This is a genomic window from Nautilia sp. (assembly GCF_053994455.1).
Genome location: NZ_JBMYAU010000071.1, coordinates 1 through 24963 on the forward strand (window position 1 = coordinate 1; position 24963 = coordinate 24963).

The window sequence follows — 24963 nt, forward strand, 5'->3', positions numbered from 1 at the left end:
AACTTCGCAATTCAGGATGCCGTAAGAGACGGAACTTATCAAAGACTTTACAAAAAATGGTTCGGAACCGAGCCTAACAGACTTCCTGAAGTTTGGCCTAAATAATCATCTCCCCTTTTCGGGGAAATATAAAAAAGGTAAATCAATATGGGTTATGAATTTGACTGGGGTGTACTTATAGAATATAAAGGTCTGTTAATCCAAGGCCTTATTACTACTATCAAGTTGTCGGTACTCGGTATAGTTTTCAGTTTTTTAATCGGTTCGATAGTCGGAATCGGAAGGGCTTCAAAAAATTTCTGGCTTTCGCTTTTCGCAAGCTATTATGTGGAAAGTTTCAGAAACATTCCCTTAATCGTTCAAATGTTTTTTATCTATTTTACGTTTACACTCTCGCAGATATTCCCATTTCTAAACAGCTGGGGAGAATTTTTACACATCCAGGACGTCGACGCGTTTTTTTCAGCACTACTTGCCTTAATACTTTATACGGGCGCATATATAGGAGAAGTGGTAAAAGCCGGAATAAACTCCATACCCAAAGGTCAGTTTGAAGCGGCACAGTCTCTCGGAATGAACAGGTTTCAGGTAATGTGGTATATCATATACCCGCAGGCAATCAGAATCATAATACCTCCCCTTACAAGCCAGTTTTTAAACCTGATTAAAAACTCGTCCCTTGCTATGACGATAGGTGTTGCGGAGCTTACGTTCGCAACCCAGCAGATAGACGCGGAAACGTTCAGGGGATTCGAAGCGGCTACGGCGGTTACGATTTTATACATATTCCTGACACTCACAACGTCATTTTTTATGAATTTAATTGAGATAAAATTCTCAAAAGGTGTAAAAAATGCTTAAAAATATCGAAAACTACTTTAAAAAACACAAAATCCAGTTCTGGATTTTCAACATAATCGTAATAGCCGCCCTGCTTAAAGCCTTTCAAATGATTGCCTACCCGGAAACGCATTTCGACGAAGTTTTCACAAAAGACAATATGAGGTTTTTATTTTTCGGAAAACCCGGGGAAATCGGAGGACTTGCACTTACTTTCATACTTGCGGTAACTTCGATTTTTCTAAGTTTCATTGTGGGTTCGATTTTCGGGATTGCCAGATGGTCGAGTATCAAAATAATTAAAATACCGGCTATTTTATATATCGAACTTTTGCGTGCAACGCCTCTACTTATGGTGATTTTCTGGGTGTTTTTTGCAATACCGGTGTTTTCAATGACGTTTTTTCACACACAGGCCCACGTTTCGCCGACAGTGGCCGCCATTATCGCCTTTACGCTCTTTACCAGTGCGTACGTCGCCGAGATTGTAAGGGCCGGAATCAATTCAATTCCCAAAGGACAGTTTGAAGCCGCAAAATCATTAGGCTTTAACAACACCCAGACGTTTTTGTTCATTATCCTACCTCAGGCGTACAGGAAAATGATCCCGGCTTTCGTATCACAGTTCGTCGCCCTGTTTAAAGACACATCCCTTGCTTACACCATCGGTGTAATAGAATTTTTCAGAGCGGCGACAATTATAAACAACAGGCTTTATTTAAGTTTTGAAATATTCAGCTTTGTAGCGCTTGTATATTTCAGCATAGCATTCAGTATGAGTAAATTTTCTCATCAGTTGGAAAAAAAAGTAGAAAAACAGCTTAACGCATAGGAGATTTGATGGAACCGATTATTCAGATGAAAGACATTCAAAAATATTACGGAAATTTTCACGCTTTAAAAGGCGTTAATTTTAACGTGGACAAAGGCGAGGTCGTAGTCGTCTGCGGTCCGAGCGGCAGCGGTAAATCTACGCTGATACGATGTATCAACAGACTTGAAGACATCGACAGCGGTAAAATAGTCGTCGACAGACAGGATTTATACGACAAAAAAACCAACATCAACAGACTCCGTCAGGAAGTCGGAATGGTGTTTCAGCATTTCAACCTTTTCCCGCATTTAACCATTATGGAAAACATTACAATAGCACCCATTAAAGTTAAAAAAATGCCTAAAAAAGAAGCTGAAGAGCTTGCAATGCAGCTGCTTGAAAGGGTTAAAATACCCCATCAGGCAAATAAATACCCAAGCGAGCTCAGCGGCGGACAAAAACAGAGGGTTGCAATCGCAAGAACCCTTGCGATGAAGCCTAAAATCATTCTTTTTGACGAACCGACAAGCGCGCTTGATCCGGAAATGATAGGAGAAGTCCTTGATGTTATGAAAGAACTTGCACGTGAAAACTATACAATCGTGTGTGTTACCCACGAAATGGGATTCGCAAGGGAAGTTAGCGACAGAATCATCTTTATGGACGCTGGTGAAATAGTTGAAGAAAACACGCCTGAAGAATTTTTCAACAACCCTAAAACTGACAGGGCTAAAAAATTCTTAAGTGAAATTTTGCATCATTGATATGCAAATAATAAAATTTAATATAAAATTACATGAAACAAAAAACAAAGGAGTAAAAATGAAAAAGCTACTTATTGCTCTTATGGCATTGGCCTCAATGCTGTTTGCGGCGGATTTTAACGTATGGAAAAATTCCACACTTCACTCAATCGTTCAAAAAGGGGAACTGAGGGTTTGTCTTGAGCCCGGATACGTTCCGTTCGAAATGAGGGACAAACACGGAAGAATCATCGGATTTGACGTGGACATTTCTAAAAAAATGGCAAAAGACATTGGTGTTAAACTCAAACTTGTCCCTACCGCATGGGACGGTATTATTCCAGCACTTATCACAGGAAAATGCGACATTATCATCTCCGGTATGACCATTACCCAGCAAAGAAACCTTAAAGTTACATTTGCAAACCCTTATTTTTTAGTAGGACAGACACTTCTTGTAAACAAAAAATACGCAGGTGTTAAATCATATAAAGATTTAGACAAAAAAGGTATGGTAATCACTACAAAACTCGGAACAACAGGTGAAATTGCGGCAAGAAAACTTTTCAAACACGCGACAGTTAAAACATTCGACAGCGAAAGCGCGGCGGTTCAGGAAGTTCTTAACAACAGAGCGGACGCATTTATTTACGACAAACCTTACAATGAACTGTTTATGGCCGGAAAAGGAAAAGGAAAACTTATTTTCTTAAAACAAGACTTAACTTATGAACCTTTAGGATTTGCTATCAACCACGGTGATCCGGATTTCCTTAACTGGTTAAACAACTTCCTAAGACAAATCAAACACGACGGAACTTACGCAAAATTCTACCACAGATGGTTCCAAAGCACCGACTGGCTTAAAAGAGTGCAATGAAACAATCAATAGTAAAAGACAAAAAAATCGGGCAGCTTTTTGCCCTTTTGTTTTATGTGCTTTTAGGGTGGTTTTTATATCAGGCTGCAAGTAAGATAAATTACACGTGGAAATGGGATATGATTCCCAAATATTTCGTGTATGAAAAGAAAATCCCCCTCACATCCCCGTGTGACGGAAAATTAGTTGTAAAACAAAACAGAGCGGAAATTATATGTGAAGACAAAAGCGTAAAAACGTTCGACTTAACGGGTTATAAACTTGAATTCAAAAACGGCGATTATCTGTATCAGGACGATGAATTTGCATATAAAACAAAGCTTGAACCCGGACCTTTTATAATGGGTATATGGGTGACTATTAAAATTTCCATTATTTCAATGGTTATCGCTTTTATCATCGGTCTTATAATCGCCATTATGAGACTAAGCGGCATTCCGGCATTTGATTACATAGGAAGCGTATATGTAACCGTAATCAGAGGGACACCGCTTTTGGTTCAGCTGTTTATTTTTTATTTTATAGTCGCCACGATTTTCAACCTGCCGAGATTCTGGGCGGGGGTTATGAGTTTATCCATTTTTTACGGCGCATATATTGCAGAAATCCTAAGAGGCGCCATACAGGCAATCGACAAAGGACAGCACGAAGCGGCTATGTCTTTAGGATTTACGGCGATTCAGAAGATGCAGCTGATTATTCTGCCGCAGGCTTTAAGAAAGGCTCTTCCGGCACTTGTGGGTGAGCTTATATCACTTATTAAAGACAGTTCGCTTGTTTCGATTATTTCCATTACGGATTTGACAAAAGTCGGGAGGGAAATTGTTGCAAACACTTTCTCACCTTTTGAAACATGGCTGACGGTTGCGGCATTATATTTAATGCTTACATCCATTCTGAGCTTCATAGGTCACAGACTTGAGAAAAAAATGAAAGCCAAAGGCGGAATTTGATCAATTTCGCCGATTTTCTGCTTTTATCGGTAGCGATATTTTGGGGAATCACTTTCAAACTCGTTCAAAACGCCATAGCAGACATTCCGGTGTTTATGTTTTTGTTTTTACGGTTTTTTTCGGCGTTTTTATTAATGTTTATTATTTTTTACAAAAAAATAAGCTTTGATAAAGATTCTTTAAAAGCTGCAATTATATTAGGGGTTTTTAATTTTCTCGTTTTTTCATTTCAGACATTCGGGCTTTTGTATTCCCCCTCTTCAATAGTGGCTTTCATAACCGGACTTTACGTTATTTTAACTCCCGTAGTGGCTTTTTTCGTATTTAAAAAACATATTTCGGTATATGCCTTAATAGGTGTCGTTTTAGCTTTTTTCGGAATATTCCTGCTCACCGGCGCAGATATCCGAGGATTCGGCAGAGGAGAAATGTTAACGCTCGTATCCACCATTTTTGTGGCTTTGCATATCAACTATACAGACATATATTCTAAAAAATACAATCTTTATACATTAGTGACTTTTCAGTTTCTAACCGTGGGAATACTCAGCCTTGGTTTCGTGCCTTTCGAAAAAGGAGAAATACGTTTTTCACGCAGTGTGGCCGTGGCACTTGTAATCACTGTAGTTTTTGCTACTGTTTTTGCATATTTTATTCAAACTTACGCCCAAAAATTCACCACTCCTACAAAAACCGCCATTATTTTTGCAATGGAACCTGTAAGTGCGGCCGTTTTCGGATATTTTTACGGGGAGCATTTAAGCATAATACAAATTACGGGAGCCGTTCTTGTGATACTGGCAATGCTCATTGCAGAAATTGGAGATTCACTCTTTAGAAAACTTTTCAAGTTTTCTTAAATCTTTTATTAAAAATTTTTTATGTCCGAGTTTCTCGAGTATCTCTTCACTTATCATTTATAAACGTGGAAAATCTCTGTCTGCTTATACCCAAAAACGATGCCGTTTCCTCCATTGTACAATGTATGTCTATTACAATTCCTTCATCCGTCCGTTTACCAATACTTTTAGCCACATCCGATAAAAAATCCGCAATTCTTTCTTTTGCGCTTTTAAATGCGAGGGATTTCAGTATTTTTCTTTCCATTTCAAGGTTGTAATGAAGATTATTTAAAAGCAGATTGCAGAATTCCGTATTGTTAAAAAGCTCCGTAAAATGATGTGAATCGAGAAAATAGAACTTGCTGTCTTTTTTTGCGCTTACCATAATATCGTCATTACAGAAACAGAAATTGTTTTTGTGAAGAAAATACAATATAAGCTCTTTCGAATCTTCAAAAAGAGATATTTTCAGCTCCCCTTCTTTCAAAACCAATATTCTCGGAGTTTCGGGAAAGCATACTTCTCCTTCTTTTAAAAATCTGTGGGGTATTCCGGAAAAGAACCCCTCTTTAAAAAGTTCTTCTATTTCTTTTGAAGCAATTAAAACCCTGCAATTTTTCATTTTGTCAAATCTTTTACATTTTTTTTATACATACTGAATTATAATTCATTACGGTTAAATAAAAATTAAGGAGGTTTCAATGAAATTAAAACACTTAGCATTAGGACTTATGGTAGCGGGAAGTTTTGCGTATGCACACACATTTAAACTTGCGGATACAATCAAAGGAATGGGTCCGAAAGTAGAAGCGTTAAACAAAATGTGTCACTCATACGAAAAATATGTAAACTATATCACACCCGACGAATTAAAAGCATGGATGAAAAAGGATAAAGATTTTACCATTGTGGATGTAAGAAGCGTGGATGAAATGAAAGGCGGGGAAATCGACTGGCCGGATTACGACGAATACCCTTTAGGACAGGTTCCGGTTTATGCGGCAATGGGAGCATTTAAACCCGACACCGTTTACGTATTTGTATGTGCCACAGGGCACAGGGCTGTAATCGCCGGGGGTCAGCTTGTAAAATGGTTCGGAATTCCCAAAAAAAACGTATATGTATTAAGAGGCGGTATTAACGGATGGCTAAACACGGGCTACGGCGTTGTCAATAAAGTGACTGAATTCGGAGGATTTACAAAAGGGCTTAAAGCCGTGGACAAACCGAAAGAACCTATTATTCTTGATCAGTTTTAAAGATTCCAAATTCCCCAGGCCGTCTGGCCTACACTTATCCCTCCGTCATTTATCGGTATCTGTTTATTGAAATAGACATTTTTATTCATTCTTTTTAATATTTCGCTTAAAAGAGTTTTATTTTGAAAAACGCCGCCGCCGAGGATAATATCCAAATCGTACATATCCGAAATTTTAATTACTGCATTAACCACCGAATTTATAAAAACCGATGAAACCAGCTCGAATTCGCCTCTGTGTCCGGCAGCAAAATCAAGCACCGGATAAAAATTTATCTCTTCTTCAACGATAAAATCGATATAATCTTTTATGTCGGAATTGTAATATCTTTCCATCAGCAGCCCGCTCATTCCCTCCCATTCGTTCCTTTCAATCATACCGCAAAGATAAGCCGTCATATCGAATATTCTTCCCATGGAACTCGTCAGAGGGAAATTACCTTTTGAAAGTTTTTTCGCAAGTTTCCAGTTTTTAAATTTTCCGGCAATTTTTTCATCCAAAAGCGCCACTGCCATATTTGAAGGGTTTTTTACAGCTTTCTCACCACCTATCAGTTTAAACGGTTTAAAATAATGCACTCTTTTATATTTATGTCTGTTTGCAACAAATACCTCGCCTCCCCATATACTCCCGTCATCTCCGTAACCTGTACCGTCGAATATAAAGGCGAGATAATCGCCCTCAAGGCCGTATTCAAACATTGTAGCAAGGGCATGCGCATAATGGTGTTGGATTTGATATATCTTTTTATCCTGCTTAATCGCCCATTTTGTAGACTCATAATAAGGATGTTTGTCGCATATGATAACGTCCTCTTCAAAATCATAAAGCCGTCTGAACGTTTCTATGGTCCTTTCAAAATACTCAATACTTCCAAGCGTTCCGAGATCACCAATATGAGGGGAGAGTATAAACTTGTCTTTAAAAGCGAGGGAAATTGTATTCTTCTGATTCGCCCCCACCCCCAATATATTCAACGGACAATGTAAAATGTAAAATGAAAAATTATTTTTTTTATCAATTTTATCTTTTCCATTATCCATTTTCCATTGTCCATTTTCCATTGAAACATTTTTCATTAAAGGAGCGTATCCCCTCGCACATCTCATAGTGATATATTCATCCCCCACAGCCTGGACTACGCTGTCGTCACATGCGTTTATTATATCCCTGTTGTTATCCAAAATATAATCGACCACATTTCCAAGTTTTTCAATCAACTTATCGCTGTTTCGTATAATCGGCTCATCGGAAATATTCGCACTTGTCGCCACTATCGGAAAATCGATATATTCAAACAAAAGATAATGCACAGGTGTATAAGGCAAAAACACACCGTATCTGTCTATTCCCTCAGCAATGCCTTTTAATTCCGTTTTTTTCCTTACAAGGGTTATGGGTTTTTCTTTTGAGATTATAAGCTCAATATCCCGGTGAGTTAATTCGCAGTAATTTTTAATAGTTTCGATATCTTTAAACATCATGGCAAACGGTTTGGTAGGTCTTTGTTTTCTGCGTCTAAGTTCCCTTACGGCATCTTCATTCGTAGCGTCACACACAAGATGAAATCCCCCGAGCCCTTTTATCGCTACAATCTTCCCTTCCTTTATTTTTTCAGCAATAAATCTTATTTTATCATTTTCCATTTTCCATTTTCCATTTTCCATTATATTAAATTTTCCATTTTCCATTTTACATTTCACATTCAATTCCGGTCCGCATTTAAAACAGCAGGTCGGTTCGGCGTGATAACGCCTGTTAAGGGGATTTGTATATTCTTTGTAACATTCATCACACATTTTAAATTTAGCCATTGAGGTGTTTTTTCTGTCATACGGTATGTCTTTTATAATAGTATATCTCGGACCGCAGTTTGTACAGTTTATAAAAGGAAAAAGATAACGTCTGTTTTTCGAATCGAACATTTCTTTAAGACATTCGTCACATACTGCAATATCCGGTGAAATTGATGTGGTTTTTGTAGTTTGTTTGGATTCTATTATTTTAAAATCAGTGTAGTTTTTTATTTGAAGTATCTCTTTTTCAATCGTATCTATTCTTGCTAACGGCGGCAGGCTGTTTTTTAGGGTTTTTATGAATTTATTAATATTTTGCCCTTCTATTTCTATAATAACACCGTCACTCGAATTTAAAACGAAACCTTTTAAACCTAACTCTTTAGCGATTTTATAAACGGTCGGCCTGAATCCAACACCCTGAACTATTCCATTGATTTTATATCTTATTCTCAACCGAGGGCCTTTTTTAAAATTTTACAACAATTAAAAAGGAGGAAAAAGGAAAAAAAGGAGAAAAAATGAAAAAAGCAACTTGCTTTCATTGAAATTATATCCGTTTAAAGTTAAAACGACATTAACTCTTTGAGAGTATAACGGCACTTCCGTACGCCTCTACGGCACCGCTCATCGGAAGGGCTTTAGGTGTGAAAGTCGGAAAATTTTTCTTAATATTGGTATAAATTTTGTTTAAAAATTCCCCTTCGAAAAGATCTCCTACAATAACGGCACCGTCTAAAGGTGATTCTTTGTCAACCGTTTCGTATGTATTACTTAAAAATTCAGCGAAACTTTCAAGCACCCCGAAACTGAGTAAATAATTATCCACACCCGCAAGTTTAAAACTCATAGCGGTCCTTATCGCCCAAAGAGGATCAAGGTTTTTGTCTTTCATTTTATAATCGATTCTCGGTCCTTTTTTTGCCATTGCCGAGTTTGCATAAACCAAAAGTTTTTCATAAGCTTCGTCAATATTATCCGCAAAGCCTAAAACTATTCCGATAAGCCCCCATAAATATGCAATACCTTGTTTTTTAGTATCTAACTTTGCATTTATTGCATTTCTGAAAAGTTCTGGTTCTTTATTTGAAAAATTGCTTATTAATTTTTCACCTGTATCGTTCATAATTTTTATAGAAGCGAAAACTTCTTCGAAATTTTTAAATTTAAAATCAAAGTCGATATATTCTACAAGACCGAATTTAGGGGAATTTATCATTATTTTGTTTTCGTTTTCCTTATAAAACGCAAATCCCATCGTAACCTTGTCTTCCAATTCCCACTGCCTCATTACACCGAAATACCCGGCAAACGGAAGGTTTATGTTTGATTCTTTCTCTTCATAGGTTTTATATATAACAGTTTTGTCTTCATTTGATAAAGCGACATATTTAGCGTTATATCCGATTAGATCCTTTCCTAAATATTTTTCAAATTTCGGAAGAAGACTTCTCTCACCTTTTGAAATTAAAATATCGTGATTTTTCGTATCCGTTACCACCGCCACAGGAATTTCGTCATTATTTTCAATCTCAAAAGAAAAATCATCATTTTTTTCACTCTTTTTAAGCCCTAAGAGTTTAATGTCGCTTTTAATCTCTTCACATAAAAGTTCAAGCACCATACAATCAGGCAGTTTTACATAATAAGCGGGCGTTGAGATTCCGAACTCTTTTTTGAAATTCAGATTCGTTTTAAGATTTACAAGAGGCTTTTCAATACTTCCGAGCGCTTTGGCATCCCCTTCAAAACTCATAAAATACGTAGCTACCGCCGCCAAATCGACAGCCACTATCTGCTCTGCATTTTCCAAATCGGTTGAAACTTCATACTTTCCATTCATTGTCTGGATATAAATTTTACCTTCTTTTTTTAACTTATCGGCAAGTTTTTCAAAAAATAATTTTCCATTTTCCATTTTACATTGTTCATTAATATTATATCCGCACACCTCGCAGTGATGAAAAGGGTTGTAATAATTTTCGTTTTCAGGTTTCTTTACTTCATTCAGACACTTAGGACAGGGAGGAAGATTTATTTCAGGAAATTCCTTAACCAAATCGTCTTTAAATTCTTCTACCACTTCCGCGTTTAAGGATTTAAGAAATATACTAAGAGGCAGCTCACGTGATAGTTCTCTTGAAAAATTATCAATATCTTCTTCGTTTCCGTCTACAAATGCGTATAAATTTCTTGAATCCCTGCTAAGTCCTATTTTTACATTAAGCCTTTCGGCGATTCTTAAAAGAATTTTTTCTATCACTCCGTTATTGCTGTCCAATTCAAAAATAAATTTTAACACCATATTATCCCTTTTATTTATAAAATATTTCGATATATTAACAAAATTTAATTGTTTATTTCCAAACCTCTAAGCGATTCTTCAGGAACACCTCTTTTATACGAATCTTTTGCAACCTGGGTAAGTTTTACTTTGTCGTTTTTAATTACGGGTTCCACACCGAGTTTTTTTATTTCGGTAATTAATATTTTTTCCATAAGTTGCGCGGCTTTTTGAACCTCGGGCGTTATACTAAACGTAGTGTCCTCCCCTATTACATAAGGAACGACGCCTATAATTTTAGTTTCGGGCAAATCACCCATCATTTCAATCATTTGAAGAGTCTGAAGCATTTCAACTTCATGAGCGCTCCCCTGCCAGCTTACACATTCGGGCACATCCCTGAAATCGAAAAAATAAACGTCGCCTATATTTGCCTCGTCTACATCGACACAGTCAAAAATAAAGACTTTATCATAATCCGTAATAATCGGAATAAGCCTTTGTGCAAGCGTTCCGCCGTCAATTATATCAACCTGATGGGGACCAATGAAGTCATATTTTTCATCTATAAAATTTGCAAGATGAACGCCGATACCCTCATCTCCAAACAGAATATTCCCTATACCTAAAACCAAAATTTTCATAACAACCTTTCTTTAATGGAAAATTAGACAATGGAAAATGGAAAATCAATATAAATTAAAGAAGAAAGTTTAAATTTTCCATTTTACATTGCCTATTGTACAATTAAATTTCCCCAAAGGGGAAAAGGATTAGTGGTCTTCTTTTTCCCATTTCATTCCTGAGAAAATTGCATCCATTCCGCCGTTTTTACCGAATACGGCATTGTATACAGCCATATAGATATGGATGAATACGACAATAATAATAGCCCACATAAAAATGTGATGCCAGATTCTTACGTATGCAAGACCGCCGAAAAATGTTTCGACAGATTTAGCTAACGGATAAAAAAACGCTCCGAGCCCGTTGTGATACACTTCGGCATAAAGTGCTAATCCGGTAAATATAATACCGTAAAAAAATACATAAAGCATACTGTATGCCCAAAACTGTAACGGATTATAAACACCTTTCGTATGAGGGTGTTTTGCAATTAACAAATAATATCCGATTTGTTGGAGAGCCACTTTTATATTAAACGCATCCTTTAAAGAAGCCCTTTCATATTTTCCTTCTCTGAAAAAGAAAAAGAAAAATGTCTTGTATAAAACGGCACCTATCATTGCAAAACCGAAAATAATATGCCATTCCCTAAAATAAGCCTGTAAAAACCTTGTAGGCTCGGCACTTACGTTTGCATAAGTAATAAAAGGGTTTGCAATATAAAACCCTGTTGCAATAAGAGCGAATATTGAAATCGCCCTTATCCAGTGCTGCCATCTGTATCCGGCGGAAAACTCAATTCCACCGAGATATTCTCCCATTGGTTTTAAAAATTTCATGGTTAACTCCTTAACATGCGCCGTATAGCGGATCTACTTTAAACTCACCTAATTTTTTACCTTTAACATCCATTACGTGAACCGCACATGCAATACACGGGTCATAAGAATGTATACTTCTGATAACTTCAAGAGGTCTTGCAGGATCAGCCAGAGTCATACCGATAAGATTTGCTTCATAAGCTCCTTTTTTACCTCTTCCGTCTTCCGGACCTGCATTCCATGTTGACGGAACAACCGCCTGCCAGTTTTCGATTTTTCCGTTTTTGATTCTACACCAGTGACTTAACATTCCTCTCGGAACGTCTCCGATAAATCTACCTTTGTATTCTTTTGTTTCGTCAATTACATAAGGTGCAACCGTAGAATCGTCTTTTTTAAGGTTTTCTACTAAATTATTGAACGCTTCCAAACCGTAATCCGCAACAACTTTCGTCTGAAGCATTCTTGCCGCAGTTCTTCCGAGAACCGTAAACAATGCTTCTGCCGGAAGTCCCGTTTGAGCTAAGAAATCGTTTACAACTTTTTGTACTTTTTTATCACCGTACGCATAGTTAACCACCATACATGCAAGCGGTCCTACTTCCATAGGTTCTTCATTGTATCTCGGTGATTTGATCCAAGAATATTTACCTTTTTCATTCACTACTTTTGTTTTAACGATATTTCCTTGTCCGTCTACGCTTTCACCCTCAACATATCCTGTGTATTCAGGTTCCGTAGTTTCATTATAAGGATGTGTAGGCGTATCAAGGTTTTTATACCAGCTGTGGGTAGCTTCTTCAGTAACTTTGTCATCATCGAATTCATAGAATTTAGATAAATCCCAATTTTTAATATAACCTCTTGCCGGAAAGAGCCATGAATTAGGACCTGTCTGCATAAACCTGTAACTTAAGAAATTACCGAGATTGGTTTTTTGAACAACACTCGGTTCGGTTCCGTAAGCACTTGCAGCCATTACGATATCCGCATAGTATGCTCTGTTTACATAATCTGCAAGTTCTTGGAATTTAGTTAAATATTCACCGAGTCTCGCAGGATCTTTAAGATCCATAACACAAGTCACCCCACCGACTGTCAAACTTTGAGGATGCGGGTTCTTACCACCGAAAATCGCCATCATCTGAGCGGCGGTTCTTTGCATTTCAAGTGTTTTTAAATAGTGGCTTAGAGCGATTAGGTTCTGCTCAGGGGTAAATTTCATTGTTTTATGTCCCCAGTATCCGTTTTTAAACGGTCCCAAATCTCCTTTTTCAGCAAACTTTCCTACCCTTTTTTGAACTTCTCTAAGCTCGTCTTCACCTGTTGCTATCGGATTGTATCCTTTAGGAACATATTTGAAAGCTTCCTCACTCGCTTTTTTAGGATCCGCTTTTAGCGCACTGATAATATCAACCCAGTCAAGCGCGTGAAGCTGATAAAAGTGTACGATATGGTCATGGAAAAACAGTGCGAAATCCATTAATGTTCTTGTTAAAAGCGCATTTAGAGGAGGCTTGATTCCAAGTGCGTCTTCAACAGCCGTAATACCTGCTTTATAGTGAGAATAAGTACAAACCCCGCAGATTCTTTGCGTCATAAATCCGGCATCTCTCGGATCTCTTCCTTTTAAAATTACCTCAATACCTCTCCACAGTGTGGCACTTGAGAACGCATTTGTAATTTTATTATTTTCATCAACAACAACTTCAACTCTCAAGTGACCTTCAATTCTTGTTATCGGGTCAATTACTACTCTTTTTGCCATTTATTACTCCTTAGGATTTTTAATTGCGCTTAGTGCCGCATGTGCCGCAATAGCCACACCTGCAACCGTTAAGATTGTAACGCCGTAACTGTCTGCAGTCGCATCCGCAACCACTGAGTCATATTTTTTATTTGCAAGAGGCTCTTCATACGGTGCCATAGAATCCCAGAAATCAGGTTCACTACATCCGATACATCCGTGCCCCGCCTGAACCGGCCAAGATGTATGCTGATTGAATCTCTCACGCGAACAGTTATTAAACGTATAAGGACCTTTACATCCCACTTTATATAAACAGAATCCGTCTTCTGCACCTTTGTCACCGAACTGTTCTACAAATTCACCTGCATCAAAGTGTCCTCTTCTTTCGCAGAGGTCGTGAATTCTAAGTCCGTAAGCGAATTTAGGTCTGTTGAAGTTATCAACCGCAGGTAGCTGTCCGAATAAAATAACATATAAAATAGTTCCTACAATGTTTTTAGCACTTGGAGGACATCCCGGTACGTTAATTACAGGTTTGTTAATGACCTGATATACGCCTTTTGCCCCCGTAGGATTCGGTGCGGCAGCCTGAATACCTCCGAAGCTTGAACATGTTCCCACAGAAATTACCGCAGCGGCGTCATTTGCGGCTCTTGTTAAAAGTTCAAGCCCTGTTTCGGCATGTGGGCCTACAGTTAAGAACTGTCCGTCCATATTAGTAGGAATACCGCCTTCTACACAAAGAATATATCTTCCTTTAAATTTCTCCATACCTTCTTTTAAATTTTCTTCAGCCTGCCATCCCGCAGCAGCCATAATAGTATCATGATACTGCAGATTGATGTAGTTGAATATTAAATTATCAATTGTAGGAGCATCGCTTCTGATTAAACTTTCACTACATCCCGTACATTCCGCCATATTCAGCCAAATAACGGGAAGTCTGTCACTTACTTCCGCCGCTTCGGCAATTAGCGGTGTAAAAGATGTTGGAAGGCTCAACATTGCTGCCATTGCAGCTGACCATTTTAGAAAATCCCTTCTTGTAAACCCGCTCTCTTCAAGTATTCCGGAAACGCTTTTTTCTCCCATACCCGGAAGTTTTCTGAGAGCTTCCAATCTCGCTTTTACTTTTTGTAAAGTTGCTTCATTCATTTTATCCCTCCGAAATAAATTTACTCAGTGTTAATTATACATAAATAAATGTTCATTTTTCAATAGATATTAAAAAAATTTATATCAATGTGACATACAAACGGCACAAATATCGAAACATTTGAATATAGAATCGGTATATTCGGTTTTTTCGTTCATTAAAGCGGCCTGTGCGGCGGAAGGATTTTCTTTTATGGAAGAAGCCAGATTAAACTGAGTGGGTACTATAATGTTATAATCTTCTATTTTTTCGTTTTTAATACTGATTTCGTGTATCAAACTGCCCCTCGGAGCTTCTACGCTGACTTTAGCCCTTCCGTTTTTAACGGAAGGGCTTATAAAAGAGGGCTCACATAAATCCACATCTTTTAACAGTTTTGAAATGTGTGTAAGCAAAAGCAGAGGTTCGTAAATTCTTGCGCACATCCTCGTATAAATGGAATCTTTGTATTCTTCATAAATTTTTTTTATATTGGGATTACCGTTTACAATCATTCTCGCAAGCGGTCCGACTTCGAAAAATTTTCCGTCATAAAGCGCGTTTTTGCTAAGGGAATTGTTTCTTTTCTCTACCACTTTATCACAGTCGCCGTTATTTTTATATATGGAAGATTCTCCGAGCACCAAAAATCTGTTCAAACTTTTACCAATGTTTTTAGGCAGGTTTTCAAAAAATTTATTCAAATCTTCAGAAAAAAGGTTTTCATCCATAATTTCCTTTTCATATTCCTCCGTAATTTCGTCTATCAAATCTTTCAGCCGTATTATTTCCATATATGTAGGATCACACGTCACACCCCCGGGAACCATATAAGAATTATGAGGAAACTGTCCGGCTAAAATGGCAATGGCCTTTGAAATTTTAGAAGAAAACCTGACGGCTTTGAAAATATGTTCCTTATTTTTTATCTGTGTAGGGAAAATGGTAATATAAAACCATTTTATGTGGTTTTCAACGATTTCCAAAAGAGAAGTTGTTTCTCTAAAAATTTCCGCTTTTTTGGTTACTTTAGCATCAAAAACCCTTTCTATCGCCTTTACGGTTGCATACAAGTGTGAATGTCCGCATATTCCGCATATCCTGGGATTGATTACAAGAGTGTCCATAAAATGTCTGTTTTTAAGATATTCCTCGACTCCGTGGTACTGCCAGAACTCTATTTCGACAAAATCTATTTTTTCATCGCCTTCGATTTTTAAAGTCGCTTCGCCTTCAATTTTATTAATTATTCTTTTATTTATCTTCATTTTTTTCCCCGCACTCGTAATCGATAAGTTTAGAACCCAGCCTTTCGTTATTAAGACTTTTTGCTATACCGCTTAAAGTCAGATACGCCCTTTTGCTGACACCTAAAGGAATATTTGCCGGAATACCCATGAAAGTATCCGTCTGAAACAGACCGTTTTTCGGAAAAGACGGTTCCGTACATCCGAAACACGGCGTTCCGGCCCTCGGTTTGGAGCTAATCTCGTTCCACAAAATTTTATTGCAGCTGCTGTGAGTAAAAGGTCCCTGACAGCCCTGGTAATAAAAAAGGCACCCTTCTTTCGTTCCGAAATTTTCAGCATCTATTTTCCATTCGAAATATTCGTTTCTCGTACAGCCCATATGAGAAGTATAGGTAAAAATATCTTTTGGCCTGTTAAGCTCGTCTAATAAAATTTTTCTGTTTTCACTGAGCATATCAAGTACAAACGCTATCCAGTCCGGATGCGGAGGACACCCGGGGAGATTGATGATTTTATCCCTGCATTTGTAATAATGCCCTTTTTGTTCTTTATGATACATAAGCCCTTCACCGAAAATTCCTCCGTAAACAGCACATGTACCCAATGCAAGAACTTTTTTCGCCTTAAAAAACAGTTTTGAAACAAGCTCGTTCAAAGAATATCCGAGTCTCGGGTAATTTAATTTCAAAGCCCCTTCTATGATAAGCAAATCGCATTTTTCTATTTTAAAATCTTCGGAAAAAAAGACAGGATGATATTTAAAATTAACCCTGTTAAAAAGGGAAAAAATTTCTTTGTAATTTAAAAAAGAATGTGTACAACCGTAACACGTAACCGCATCAATCCATATAACGTTAAGTTTTGAGCGCATTGTAAATATTCTCGCTTACAGGTTCTACATATTCGGCCAGCGGTTTTGAGAGAATCCCTTCTTTATTTAAAAAAGCGAGTCCTCCCACATATCCCATAAAAAGACCGAAAGCAGCAAAAAAATCCTGGTTTTTAAGCTCTTTTTTTCTTACACCCTCTTCAAAAAATATCATAATTTCCGTCACAAATGCGGATACGCAGAGCATCCCTTCGCATCCGTTTGCGAATATCTCTTTATTCGAAAGGTAAACCCTCATAAAATAATCCACAAGTTCAGGTTCGTTAAGCGCCATGTCAAAATAGAGTTCGACAATTTTTTTGATTTTTTCCTTGCTCGAAATATCCATTTCATTTATTTTTCTTATTTCGTCTCCGAATTTTTTGGAAGTGTAAATTAACAGTTCTTTCGCCAAGGACTCTTTGGAAGGAAAATAATTATACATATTACCGACGCTCATTCCCATTTCTTTTGCTATATCGGCTATAGTGGTATTATAAAAACCCTGTTTCGCAAACAGGTTCAAAGCGGTTTGCATTATAAGTTCTTTTTTTTCTTCTTTACTCACTTTTACGCCTTTTTTTCTATTATTATAATATAATTTCATCAATATATCGTTTTTCGATAACTTTTTATTATTAAAAAGTACATTTTTTTTATAAAAATTAAAGGATTTGTAATGCATGAATATTCAATTGTAGATTCCTTACTGCAGCTTGCCGAAGAAAATGCAAAAAAGCACAACGCAAAATTCGTTACCAAACTCGAAATAAAAATAGGTGTTTTAAGCGGGGTCGAGCCTGATCTTTTAAAAACCGCCTTCGATACTTTCAAAGAGGGTACAATGTGCGAAAATGCCGAATTTATAATGCATATTCAGCCGGTGGTGGTCGAGTGTAAGGATTGCGGAGAAAAAAGCGAACTTAAAAAAGACGAATACCTTTGTCCGAAGTGTAATTCACCGCATATCAAAATAATAGACGGGGAGGATATGTATCTTATGAGTATGGAGCTTGAAACGGAAGACGGCTCTTAGTATATTTTAGGAGCTATTTTTATTTCAAACAGGTTTCTTTTTATGTATAAATTTCCGCTTTGGGGGTCGAATTCCGCTTCTTCGGGTAAAAATTCGTTTATATCTCCTATTTCGTTTAAAATGATCTTTCTTTTGAAGAATTTTTCTACAACCACGGGCGAATCGTAAATTTTCGTTTCATTCCCGAAATGGTATTCGATTAAAGCGTCAAATTCGCAAAATTCGTCAAATTCCCTTATTTTCGAATGCCAGTTTTCAAGAAAAAAATCAAGCGCTTCAATTCCTCTCATTTCCCCTCCTTTAAACATATTAACAAAACTCCGCCAATAATCCGGCTTTTAACTGTCTGTAAACTTCCTCCCCGGCAAATTTTCTTACGATTTCAAGCCCGAAGCAAATTGCCGTTCCCGGACCTTTTGACGTTAAAACGTTTTGATCCTCAACGACTTTGGCATCACTGACATATCCTTCTTTTCTTATATTTCCTTCCCATCCCGGATATGCGGTGTAATTTTCTTTCAAAACACCGGCTTTTTCAAGAGCATACGGAGCCGCACAGATGGCACCTACGTATTTGCCTTTTTTATCCATTTCTTTAAGAAGGTTCTGGGTCGCTTCGTCTTCCGCTAAATTAATAGCCCCGGGAAGTCCGCCCGGAAGTACTACCAAATCAAGTTCATCCGCGTTTACAAGTTCTATTTTCGTATCCGGAATCACCCTTATGTTGTGTGCGCCGTAAATCACATCTCCGCCTACTCCCGCAACAATTACGTTTAACCCCCCTCTTCTCATTATGTCGATTAAACTCATAGCCTCAATTTCCTCAAATCCGTTTGCCAAAGGTACACATACGTTTACAGCCATTACCTCCTCCTTTTAAAAATTTTTTTAAAATCCACTTCCATATCGCACAAATCGAATCTGAACCTGCCGTCCCCTTCGTAAACTTTGTCATATTCTTTTCCGTCAAGTTTATAAATTTTTACTTTTTCAAAATCCGGATAAACAAGCACGTAATATCCGACTTTTTCCCTTTCATACAGTTTGAATTTTATTTTTTCGTCTTTTTCCGCGGTGGATTCGGAAATTATTTCTATTATAATTTTAGGATTTGTCTTAGGATATTTTTCAATCTCTTCACAATAAATTGCAATATCGGGCCTTACAACCGTGTTTTCATCAATTATCCAGTCAAGTTCCGGATAAGGATCACACTCGCATTCTTCCAATGACTCGTCTAAAATACGGGAAAGTTTCATTGCTAAATATTGATGTTTTCCAAGAGGAGAAGGAGCCATTGCAAAAGGATACCCTTCTATCAGCTCCCAATCCCCTTCCCATTTAACATAATCGCCGTATTTGTACGTAGGGGGATTAAAGCTCATTATAAACTCCTTATTTTTACCCTTTTAAAAGGATAATCGCCGGTATCTTTTAATATTATACCAAATGTCCCTTTCAAATCCTTAAGTTTATGAAGTTTTTTAATCTCTCCTTCAACCTCCACTTCAAGACTTTTTATTTTATTTGCAATTACAAACTGCTGAGAGCACAAAATTTCATCTTCTTTTACCACAAACCTGTCGCTGCAGCAGTATACGACACTTCCGTCAAATGTATCAAGTTCGTCTATCTCGTCAAGTTCTATCTCGTATTCCCTTTCAACTTCGAGTATTTCTTCTAAAATCGGATCACTCGGTTCGAAAAATACCGGAAGGTCTATGCCTTCTATTTCAAAATCCCCGAAATCCCTTAAAAGACACAAAAATTTTTTAATATTTTCCGCTTTCGGATGAAAGAGTATATCTTTTCCGACTAAAATCTTACCTTTATCCAATTTTTCCAAATCAAATTCGTCAAAATTACTCTCCCCGAACAGATACCCGTCATCCATATCGTCAAAATAATCTTTTACCTTTTCAGGAACCTTTTCATACGTAAAATGTTTGGCAATTAGGGCGATAACCGCTTCTTCGGCCATGGGCTCGTACGTTATGCTTTCTTTATATTTCACCGGATGCAGAAAAACGTCCGCATTTATATTTTTTAAAGGCAGGTTACCTATTGAAATAATCATTTTTTTATCCTTAGACTGATTTTGAAAACACTTTCTGATTTGCCATTTTTTTGAAATATTCGTCAAACGGAAGCACAATGTTTCTTATCAAAAGGCTTCCCGTTTTGTTTACTTTGATTTTTTCGGGCCTAATTTCGACAAGACCCTCGTCCACAAACTCCTGAAGCTCTTTTATTTCGTTTTCGAATTTGTCGAAAAAATCTATGCCAAACCTGTTTTCGAACCTTTTAACGTCAAAACTGAAATTAGCCATCATTTCCATAATGACATATTTTCTTATTTTATCTTCTTCGCTTAAAATCACACCCCTGAAAACGGGTATTTTACCCGCATCAACCGCTTTTTCGTAGTTTTTCAAGTCCTTGTGGTTTTGCATATAAACATCTTCCGTTTCACCTATGGACGTAAGTCCCACGCCTATTAAATCGGCGCCTCCTTTTGTGGTGTATCCCTGGAAGTTTCTGTGAAGTTCGCCTTTTGCTATTGCTTTGAAAAGCTCGTCTTCCGGTTTTGCAAAATGGTCCATTCCCACCATTACATACTCGTTGCTTTCAAAAAAATCGATTACGTATTTAAAAATTTTAAGTTTTTCTTCCGGAGTCGGAAGAGTCGTTTCGTCGATTTTTCTCATACCTTTTTTCATCCAAGGGACATGTGCGTAGTTAAATACGGCAAGTCTGTCCGGGTCAAGTTTTAAAACCAGATCAAGCGTTTTTTTAAACGTTTCAAGAGACTGGCGGGGAAGCCCGTATATAAGATCTATATTTATGGAGTTTATTCCCGCCTCTCTTGCTATATCTACGGCTTCTTTCGTAATATCGAAAGGCTGGATTCTGTTTACCGCCTTTTGCGTCTCTTCGTTAAAATCCTGAACACCGAAACTGATTCTGTTAACCCCGAACTCTTTCATAACATCCATATGTTCCTTTGAAAAAAACCTCGGGTCAATCTCCACACTTATTTCCGCATCTTCTTCGTAATTTTTAAAATTCTTCTTAATAAGCGCATAAACTTTTTCAAGTTCTTCGGGAGTAAAAAATGTGGGGGTCCCTCCGCCGAAATGAACCTGTCTTACAAGCCTGCCGGTATCAAGGTGATTAGAAAGCGTTTCAAGCTCTTTTTCAAGATATTCAATGTATTTCGTTCTTTTGTCGGCTTTTGAGGTGTATATTACGTTGCATCCGCAGAAATAACACGCACTTTTGCAAAAAGGAAGGTGAAAATAAAGACTAAGAGGCTTGTCGCCTTTTAAAAAAGGAATTATCTCCTCTTCGTTTAAATCTTTAAATTCCACGGCTGTGGGATAGCTTGTGTATCTCGGCGCGTGCCTTGAAAATTTACTGAGTTTTTTGAAATCTATTTTTTCATTAGTCATACTTTTCTCCATTTTATTACATAAACTCTCTTGCGAATTCTTTTCCGGCGTTTTCCCACTCGTCAAACGATACGACAACCTCTTTTTTAATCATTTTGTCATCTTTAAGAAGAGCCGCTTTTATTTTAATGGAATCGTCGCTCATTATTTTGGCATAAACGCCTACGGGCGCGTGACACCCGAGATTTAACGTATCGACGAAATCTCTTTCAATAGACACGCATATCTGCGTTCTGAAATCGTTTAAAGGCTTAACCGCTTTGATAACTTTTTCGTCGTTTACCGTTTCTATTCCCAAGGCACCCTGCCCCATGGCCGGAATCATAATATCGGTATCGAGAATTTCAAAATATTTTACACTTTTTAAAAGACCGAGTCTTTTAACACCTGCATGGGCTAAAATAATAGCGTCGTATTTTCCGTCTTTGAGTTTATTGATTCTCGTATCGACATTTCCCCTCAAATCCGTAATTACCAAATCTTCCCTGAAAGCTTTCAGCTGCATCGCCCTTCTTATGGAACTTGTACCTACCACTGCGTTATGCGGAAGTTCCGCAAGCGTTTCATAGTTTTCACTTAAAAACACATCTTCAACCGCTTCTCTGGGGGGAATGGCGGCTAAAGTAAAATGATCCGTCTCATACTGGGTCGGAAAATCTTTAAGAGAGTGCACGGCTATTTGCGCCTCTCCTCTTAAAAGCGCTTCTTCGACCTCTTTGATAAACAGCCCCTTACCGCCTATTTCGGCAAGCGGTTTGTCTAAAATTTTGTCACCTGTGGTGGTTACGATTTTCAAATTAATTTCATGTCCTAAATTCTCTAATTTAGCTTTAACCCACTCTGCCTGCCACAAAGCAAGTTTACTGCCTCTCGTTGCAATTGTCAGTTTCATTTTCTCCCTTTATAGTTTATATTTTTTAAAAATTATACCATTACTTAAGCAGTTTTGCCGCATCTTTTGCGTGATAAGTGATAATCATATCGGCACCGGCCCTTTTGAACGAAGTGAGTATTTCCATCATCAAAGTTTCATAATCCATCCATCCGTTAAGAGCCGCGGCTTTTACCATTGAATATTCACCGCTTACGTTATATACGCAAAGAGGTTTTAGTGTGTTTTCTTTAATTTCTTTAATTATATCCATAAAAGCAAGCGCGGGCTTCACCATTAAAATATCGGCTCCTTCGGCTTCGTCGATTATGCTCTCAAGAAGCGCTTCGCGGGAATTTGCGATATCCATCTGGTATGTTTTTCTGTTTTTCGGCACATATTCGTTATCCACAGGCGCACTTTCGGCAGCGTCTCTGAACGGTCCGTAAAACGCACTTGCAAATTTTGTCGAATAACTCATAACGGGAATATGTGAAAAACCGTCTTCATCAAGCGCATTTCTTAAAGTTTCAATAATATTATCCATCATACCGCTCGGCGCTATCATATCGGCTCCCGCCTTTGCGTGAATAATCGCCTGTTTCGCGCTTATCTCCAAGGTCGCTTCGTTATCCACCGTTTTTAAATGCGGGTTTATAATTCCGCAGTGTCCGTGATCGGTAAATTCGCAAAAGCAAAGATCCGTAATAATCGCTATCTTATCTCCGAACGCTTTTTTTGCCGCTCTTACGCTTCTTGCAATAAGCCCTTCCTCATCAAGTGCGTCGCTTCCGCAGCTGTCTTTAAGCTTCGGAATACCGAAAAGTATAACGGCCCTGATTCCGAGATCAATACACTGCTGAATTTCATCTAAAAACTCTTTTTCACCGAACTGATAAATTCCCGGCATCGATTTTATTTCATTTTTGCCAACAAGGCCTTCTTTTATAAAAACGGGCATTATCAGATCTTCCCTGCGTATGTAATTTTCCCTTACCAAATCCCTGATATTGGCGTTTAGTCTAAGTCTTCTTAGGTTCATTGCTCTGCCTTTACTATTTTTCCTTTAGGATATTTTAAATATACTTCTTTATCTATAGCAATTACATAAGGAAAACCCTTATTGTGTAACCGGCTTTTCGCTTTTTTTGCCGCTTTTTTGGCTATTGCAATTCTTGATAATTTCACTGTAAACCTCCTCATCGTATATATAGTTGCTATCAGCAATTAATTCATATTCTATATCATTTAAGTATATTTCAAAAAAATCAACAATTTTTAAAACAGTACATAAATTTTTTAAACTACGTTTATATCTTCTAATTATATCATTAAACGGAACAAAATGTCCTTCATTACTTTTTGCTCTAATATCTACTCTTTTAATATTTTCTTTAACCGTACTTACATATACATATATAAGTTCAACTTTGTAATTATTACACTTTGCAAAGTCAATCAGTTTAAATACATACTTTCCGCTTAATGTTGTTTCAATCAAAATATTTTTTTTATTTTCTATAGATTTCATAACTCTTTTAATAAATTCTTTACCAGCTTGAATTTCTGATAATTTTTCATTAAATGCAATATCGTCTGCATTTAAATATACATAATCGTACTCTTTTATAAACTCTTTTGAAAAAGTCGTTTTACCGCTGCCGTTTGCACCGGCAACAATAATCAAATTCATTTTCTTGTCAGTTCTTTACATAAATTTACGAAATATTTGGCGTTTTCAACCGGCACATCGGGAAGTATTCCGTGCCCGAGATTGAATATGTGTCTGTGCCCTTTCATTATCCCCGCTATTTTTTCAACCGCTTCGCGGGTTGCGCTTTTTGAATAAAGACGGGTGGGCTCCATATTTCCCTGAAGCGTGTAATTATCCTTAAACACTCTTAGAGCATGTCCGATGGGTGTGGACCAGTCCACTCCGACAACATCGAATTCACCGTCCATTTCATCCATATAAAGCCCCACTCCTTTGGAAAAAAGTATTACAGGAATATGAGGATATTTTCCTTTTATAACTCTTCCTATCTCCCTCATATAATTCCATGAAAACTCAAAAAACTTTTCCTTTTCAAGCGCGCCGCCCCAGCTGTCAAACACCATAATGGCATTTGCGCCCGCCTCAATCTGTTTAGAGAGATATTCAATCGTTTCTTTCGTATTAAAGGTAAGCAATCTATGCAACATCATCGGATTTGAATAAACCATTTTTTTAATTTTCGCGTACTGTTTACTGCCCCTTCCTTCAACCATATACGTGGCTATAGTCCAGGGACTTCCCGCAAACCCGATAAGAGCCTTTTCCTCCGGCAGTCTTTCTCTTATCAGTTTTACACCTTTATAAACGTATTCGAGTTTTTCATCGGCACTGCTATCAAGCGATTCAATATCTTCTTCGGTATCTATAGTTTTATCAAAAACCGGACCGACTCCCTTTTCGAATCTTAAAGGAAGCCCCATTTCCATAGGCAGGTTTAAAATATCGCTGAAGAGTATAGCCGCGTCCACATCAAGTATGTCTATCGGCTGAATGGTAACCTCGGCAACCACTTCAGGATTTCTCGTCATATCAAGAAAATTCCCTACTTTTCTTCTTACCTCCATATATTCCGGCAGGTATCTTCCCGCCTGTCTCATCATCCATACCGGCGTATATTCCGTCTCTTTACCAAAACACGCGTCAACAAATATCATTTATTCTCCTTTTTATATAAGCTGAAAGCTAAA

27 protein-coding genes are annotated in these 24963 nt (G+C 37.5%); 8 read left to right on the forward strand and 19 right to left on the reverse strand.

Annotated features, from left to right (window positions below; genetic code table 11):
* Window positions 1-147 precede the first annotated feature (147 nt).
* Genes ACXJIE_RS05205 through ACXJIE_RS05230 form a run of 6 tightly spaced genes read left to right on the forward strand, consistent with a single transcriptional unit; the run spans window position 148 to window position 5090 of the window.
* A complete protein-coding gene (locus ACXJIE_RS05205) occupies window positions 148-861 on the forward strand; it encodes an amino acid ABC transporter permease (RefSeq protein WP_456479911.1) in 714 nt (237 codons plus the stop codon).
* Entirely contained in the window at window positions 854-1672 is an 819-nt protein-coding gene (locus ACXJIE_RS05210) for an amino acid ABC transporter permease (protein ID WP_456479912.1), read from the forward strand. Before ACXJIE_RS05205 ends, ACXJIE_RS05210 begins: the two co-directional genes overlap by 8 nt.
* Before the next feature lie 8 nt (window positions 1673-1680).
* The gene (locus ACXJIE_RS05215) at window positions 1681-2418 is read left to right on the forward strand and encodes an amino acid ABC transporter ATP-binding protein (protein WP_456479913.1); all 738 of its coding nucleotides are present in this window, start codon (window positions 1681-1683) and stop codon (window positions 2416-2418) included.
* Window positions 2419-2476: 58 nt separating this feature from the next.
* Window positions 2477-3277 carry a transporter substrate-binding domain-containing protein gene (locus ACXJIE_RS05220; protein WP_456479914.1) on the forward strand — a complete coding sequence of 267 codons (801 nt, stop codon included), beginning with the start codon at window positions 2477-2479 and terminating at the stop codon, window positions 3275-3277.
* Window positions 3274-4230, forward strand: a complete 957-nt coding sequence (locus tag ACXJIE_RS05225; protein ID WP_456479915.1) for an amino acid ABC transporter permease — start codon at window positions 3274-3276, stop codon at window positions 4228-4230. The genes ACXJIE_RS05220 and ACXJIE_RS05225 overlap by 4 nt, the downstream gene beginning before the upstream one ends.
* Window positions 4227-5090 carry a DMT family transporter gene (locus tag ACXJIE_RS05230; RefSeq protein WP_456479916.1) on the forward strand — a complete coding sequence of 288 codons (864 nt, stop codon included), beginning with the start codon at window positions 4227-4229 and terminating at the stop codon, window positions 5088-5090. The genes ACXJIE_RS05225 and ACXJIE_RS05230 overlap by 4 nt, the downstream gene beginning before the upstream one ends.
* Before the next feature lie 46 nt (window positions 5091-5136).
* Here ACXJIE_RS05230 and ACXJIE_RS05235 read toward each other — a convergent pair whose 3' ends face one another.
* Window positions 5137-5694 carry a Crp/Fnr family transcriptional regulator gene (locus tag ACXJIE_RS05235; protein ID WP_456479917.1) on the reverse strand — a complete coding sequence of 186 codons (558 nt, stop codon included), beginning with the start codon at window positions 5692-5694 and terminating at the stop codon, window positions 5137-5139.
* Window positions 5695-5773: 79 nt separating this feature from the next.
* Between ACXJIE_RS05235 and ACXJIE_RS05240 the strand changes: the two genes are divergently transcribed.
* Entirely contained in the window at window positions 5774-6331 is a 558-nt protein-coding gene (locus tag ACXJIE_RS05240; protein ID WP_456479918.1) for a rhodanese-like domain-containing protein, read from the forward strand.
* Here the strand turns inward: ACXJIE_RS05240 and hypF are convergent.
* The 9 genes from hypF to ACXJIE_RS05285 all read right to left on the reverse strand — a co-directional run bounded on the left by hypF (window position 6328) and on the right by ACXJIE_RS05285 (window position 17469).
* The gene (hypF, locus tag ACXJIE_RS05245) at window positions 6328-8583 is read right to left on the reverse strand and encodes a carbamoyltransferase HypF (protein WP_456479919.1); all 2256 of its coding nucleotides are present in this window, start codon (window positions 8581-8583) and stop codon (window positions 6328-6330) included. The two genes, ACXJIE_RS05240 and hypF, sit on opposite strands and share 4 nt — an antisense overlap.
* A 121-nt stretch (window positions 8584-8704) precedes the next feature.
* On the reverse strand, window positions 8705-10432 hold the full coding sequence (locus tag ACXJIE_RS05250) for a hypothetical protein (RefSeq protein WP_456479920.1): 1728 nt from the start codon (window positions 10430-10432) through the stop codon (window positions 8705-8707).
* Between the two features lie 44 nt (window positions 10433-10476).
* On the reverse strand, window positions 10477-11055 hold the full coding sequence (locus ACXJIE_RS05255) for a HyaD/HybD family hydrogenase maturation endopeptidase (RefSeq protein WP_456479921.1): 579 nt from the start codon (window positions 11053-11055) through the stop codon (window positions 10477-10479).
* Between the two features lie 129 nt (window positions 11056-11184).
* Window positions 11185-11877 carry a Ni/Fe-hydrogenase, b-type cytochrome subunit gene (gene cybH, locus ACXJIE_RS05260; protein WP_456479922.1) on the reverse strand — a complete coding sequence of 231 codons (693 nt, stop codon included), beginning with the start codon at window positions 11875-11877 and terminating at the stop codon, window positions 11185-11187.
* A gap of 10 nt (window positions 11878-11887) precedes the next feature.
* Window positions 11888-13627 (reverse strand): nickel-dependent hydrogenase large subunit, encoded by a 1740-nt coding sequence (locus ACXJIE_RS05265; protein WP_456479923.1) that lies wholly within the window; start codon window positions 13625-13627, stop codon window positions 11888-11890.
* A gap of 3 nt (window positions 13628-13630) precedes the next feature.
* Window positions 13631-14764 carry a hydrogenase small subunit gene (locus ACXJIE_RS05270; protein WP_456479924.1) on the reverse strand — a complete coding sequence of 378 codons (1134 nt, stop codon included), beginning with the start codon at window positions 14762-14764 and terminating at the stop codon, window positions 13631-13633.
* 84 nt (window positions 14765-14848) lie between these two features.
* Entirely contained in the window at window positions 14849-16012 is a 1164-nt protein-coding gene (locus ACXJIE_RS05275) for a nickel-dependent hydrogenase large subunit (protein ID WP_456479925.1), read from the reverse strand.
* Complete coding sequence (locus ACXJIE_RS05280; RefSeq protein ID WP_456479926.1) at window positions 15999-16865, reverse strand: NADH-quinone oxidoreductase subunit B family protein; 867 nt, start codon at window positions 16863-16865, stop codon at window positions 15999-16001. The genes ACXJIE_RS05275 and ACXJIE_RS05280 overlap by 14 nt, the downstream gene beginning before the upstream one ends.
* Window positions 16849-17469 (reverse strand): TetR/AcrR family transcriptional regulator, encoded by a 621-nt coding sequence (locus tag ACXJIE_RS05285; protein WP_456479927.1) that lies wholly within the window; start codon window positions 17467-17469, stop codon window positions 16849-16851. The genes ACXJIE_RS05280 and ACXJIE_RS05285 overlap by 17 nt, the downstream gene beginning before the upstream one ends.
* Window positions 17470-17541: 72 nt before the next feature.
* On the opposite strand from ACXJIE_RS05285, the gene hypA reads away from it, so the two are divergent.
* Window positions 17542-17898 carry a hydrogenase maturation nickel metallochaperone HypA gene (gene hypA / locus ACXJIE_RS05290; protein ID WP_456479928.1) on the forward strand — a complete coding sequence of 119 codons (357 nt, stop codon included), beginning with the start codon at window positions 17542-17544 and terminating at the stop codon, window positions 17896-17898.
* Here the strand turns inward: hypA and ACXJIE_RS05295 are convergent.
* The 9 genes from ACXJIE_RS05295 to hemE all read right to left on the reverse strand — a co-directional run bounded on the left by ACXJIE_RS05295 (window position 17895) and on the right by hemE (window position 24930).
* Window positions 17895-18188, reverse strand: a complete 294-nt coding sequence (locus tag ACXJIE_RS05295; protein ID WP_456479929.1) for a hypothetical protein — start codon at window positions 18186-18188, stop codon at window positions 17895-17897. The two genes, hypA and ACXJIE_RS05295, sit on opposite strands and share 4 nt — an antisense overlap.
* Before the next feature lie 19 nt (window positions 18189-18207).
* Window positions 18208-18762 carry a DJ-1 family glyoxalase III gene (locus ACXJIE_RS05300; RefSeq protein ID WP_456479930.1) on the reverse strand — a complete coding sequence of 185 codons (555 nt, stop codon included), beginning with the start codon at window positions 18760-18762 and terminating at the stop codon, window positions 18208-18210.
* Complete coding sequence (locus ACXJIE_RS05305; protein ID WP_456479931.1) at window positions 18762-19283, reverse strand: Uma2 family endonuclease; 522 nt, start codon at window positions 19281-19283, stop codon at window positions 18762-18764. Before ACXJIE_RS05305 ends, ACXJIE_RS05300 begins: the two co-directional genes overlap by 1 nt.
* Window positions 19283-19975 carry a hypothetical protein gene (locus tag ACXJIE_RS05310; protein WP_456479932.1) on the reverse strand — a complete coding sequence of 231 codons (693 nt, stop codon included), beginning with the start codon at window positions 19973-19975 and terminating at the stop codon, window positions 19283-19285. The genes ACXJIE_RS05305 and ACXJIE_RS05310 overlap by 1 nt, the downstream gene beginning before the upstream one ends.
* Before the next feature lie 10 nt (window positions 19976-19985).
* Window positions 19986-21350 carry an oxygen-independent coproporphyrinogen III oxidase gene (hemN, locus tag ACXJIE_RS05315; protein WP_456479933.1) on the reverse strand — a complete coding sequence of 455 codons (1365 nt, stop codon included), beginning with the start codon at window positions 21348-21350 and terminating at the stop codon, window positions 19986-19988.
* A gap of 16 nt (window positions 21351-21366) precedes the next feature.
* Window positions 21367-22242: a hydroxymethylbilane synthase gene (gene hemC, locus ACXJIE_RS05320; RefSeq protein ID WP_456479934.1), complete on the reverse strand. Its 876-nt coding sequence runs from the start codon at window positions 22240-22242 to the stop codon at window positions 21367-21369.
* A gap of 40 nt (window positions 22243-22282) precedes the next feature.
* Complete coding sequence (hemB, locus tag ACXJIE_RS05325) at window positions 22283-23263, reverse strand: porphobilinogen synthase (RefSeq protein WP_456479935.1); 981 nt, start codon at window positions 23261-23263, stop codon at window positions 22283-22285.
* 78 nt (window positions 23264-23341) lie between these two features.
* Window positions 23342-23914, reverse strand: coding sequence for an ATPase (locus ACXJIE_RS05330; RefSeq protein ID WP_456479936.1), 573 nt, complete (start codon window positions 23912-23914; stop codon window positions 23342-23344).
* Complete coding sequence (gene hemE / locus ACXJIE_RS05335) at window positions 23911-24930, reverse strand: uroporphyrinogen decarboxylase (RefSeq protein WP_456479937.1); 1020 nt, start codon at window positions 24928-24930, stop codon at window positions 23911-23913. The genes ACXJIE_RS05330 and hemE overlap by 4 nt, the downstream gene beginning before the upstream one ends.
* Window positions 24931-24963 lie beyond the last annotated feature (33 nt).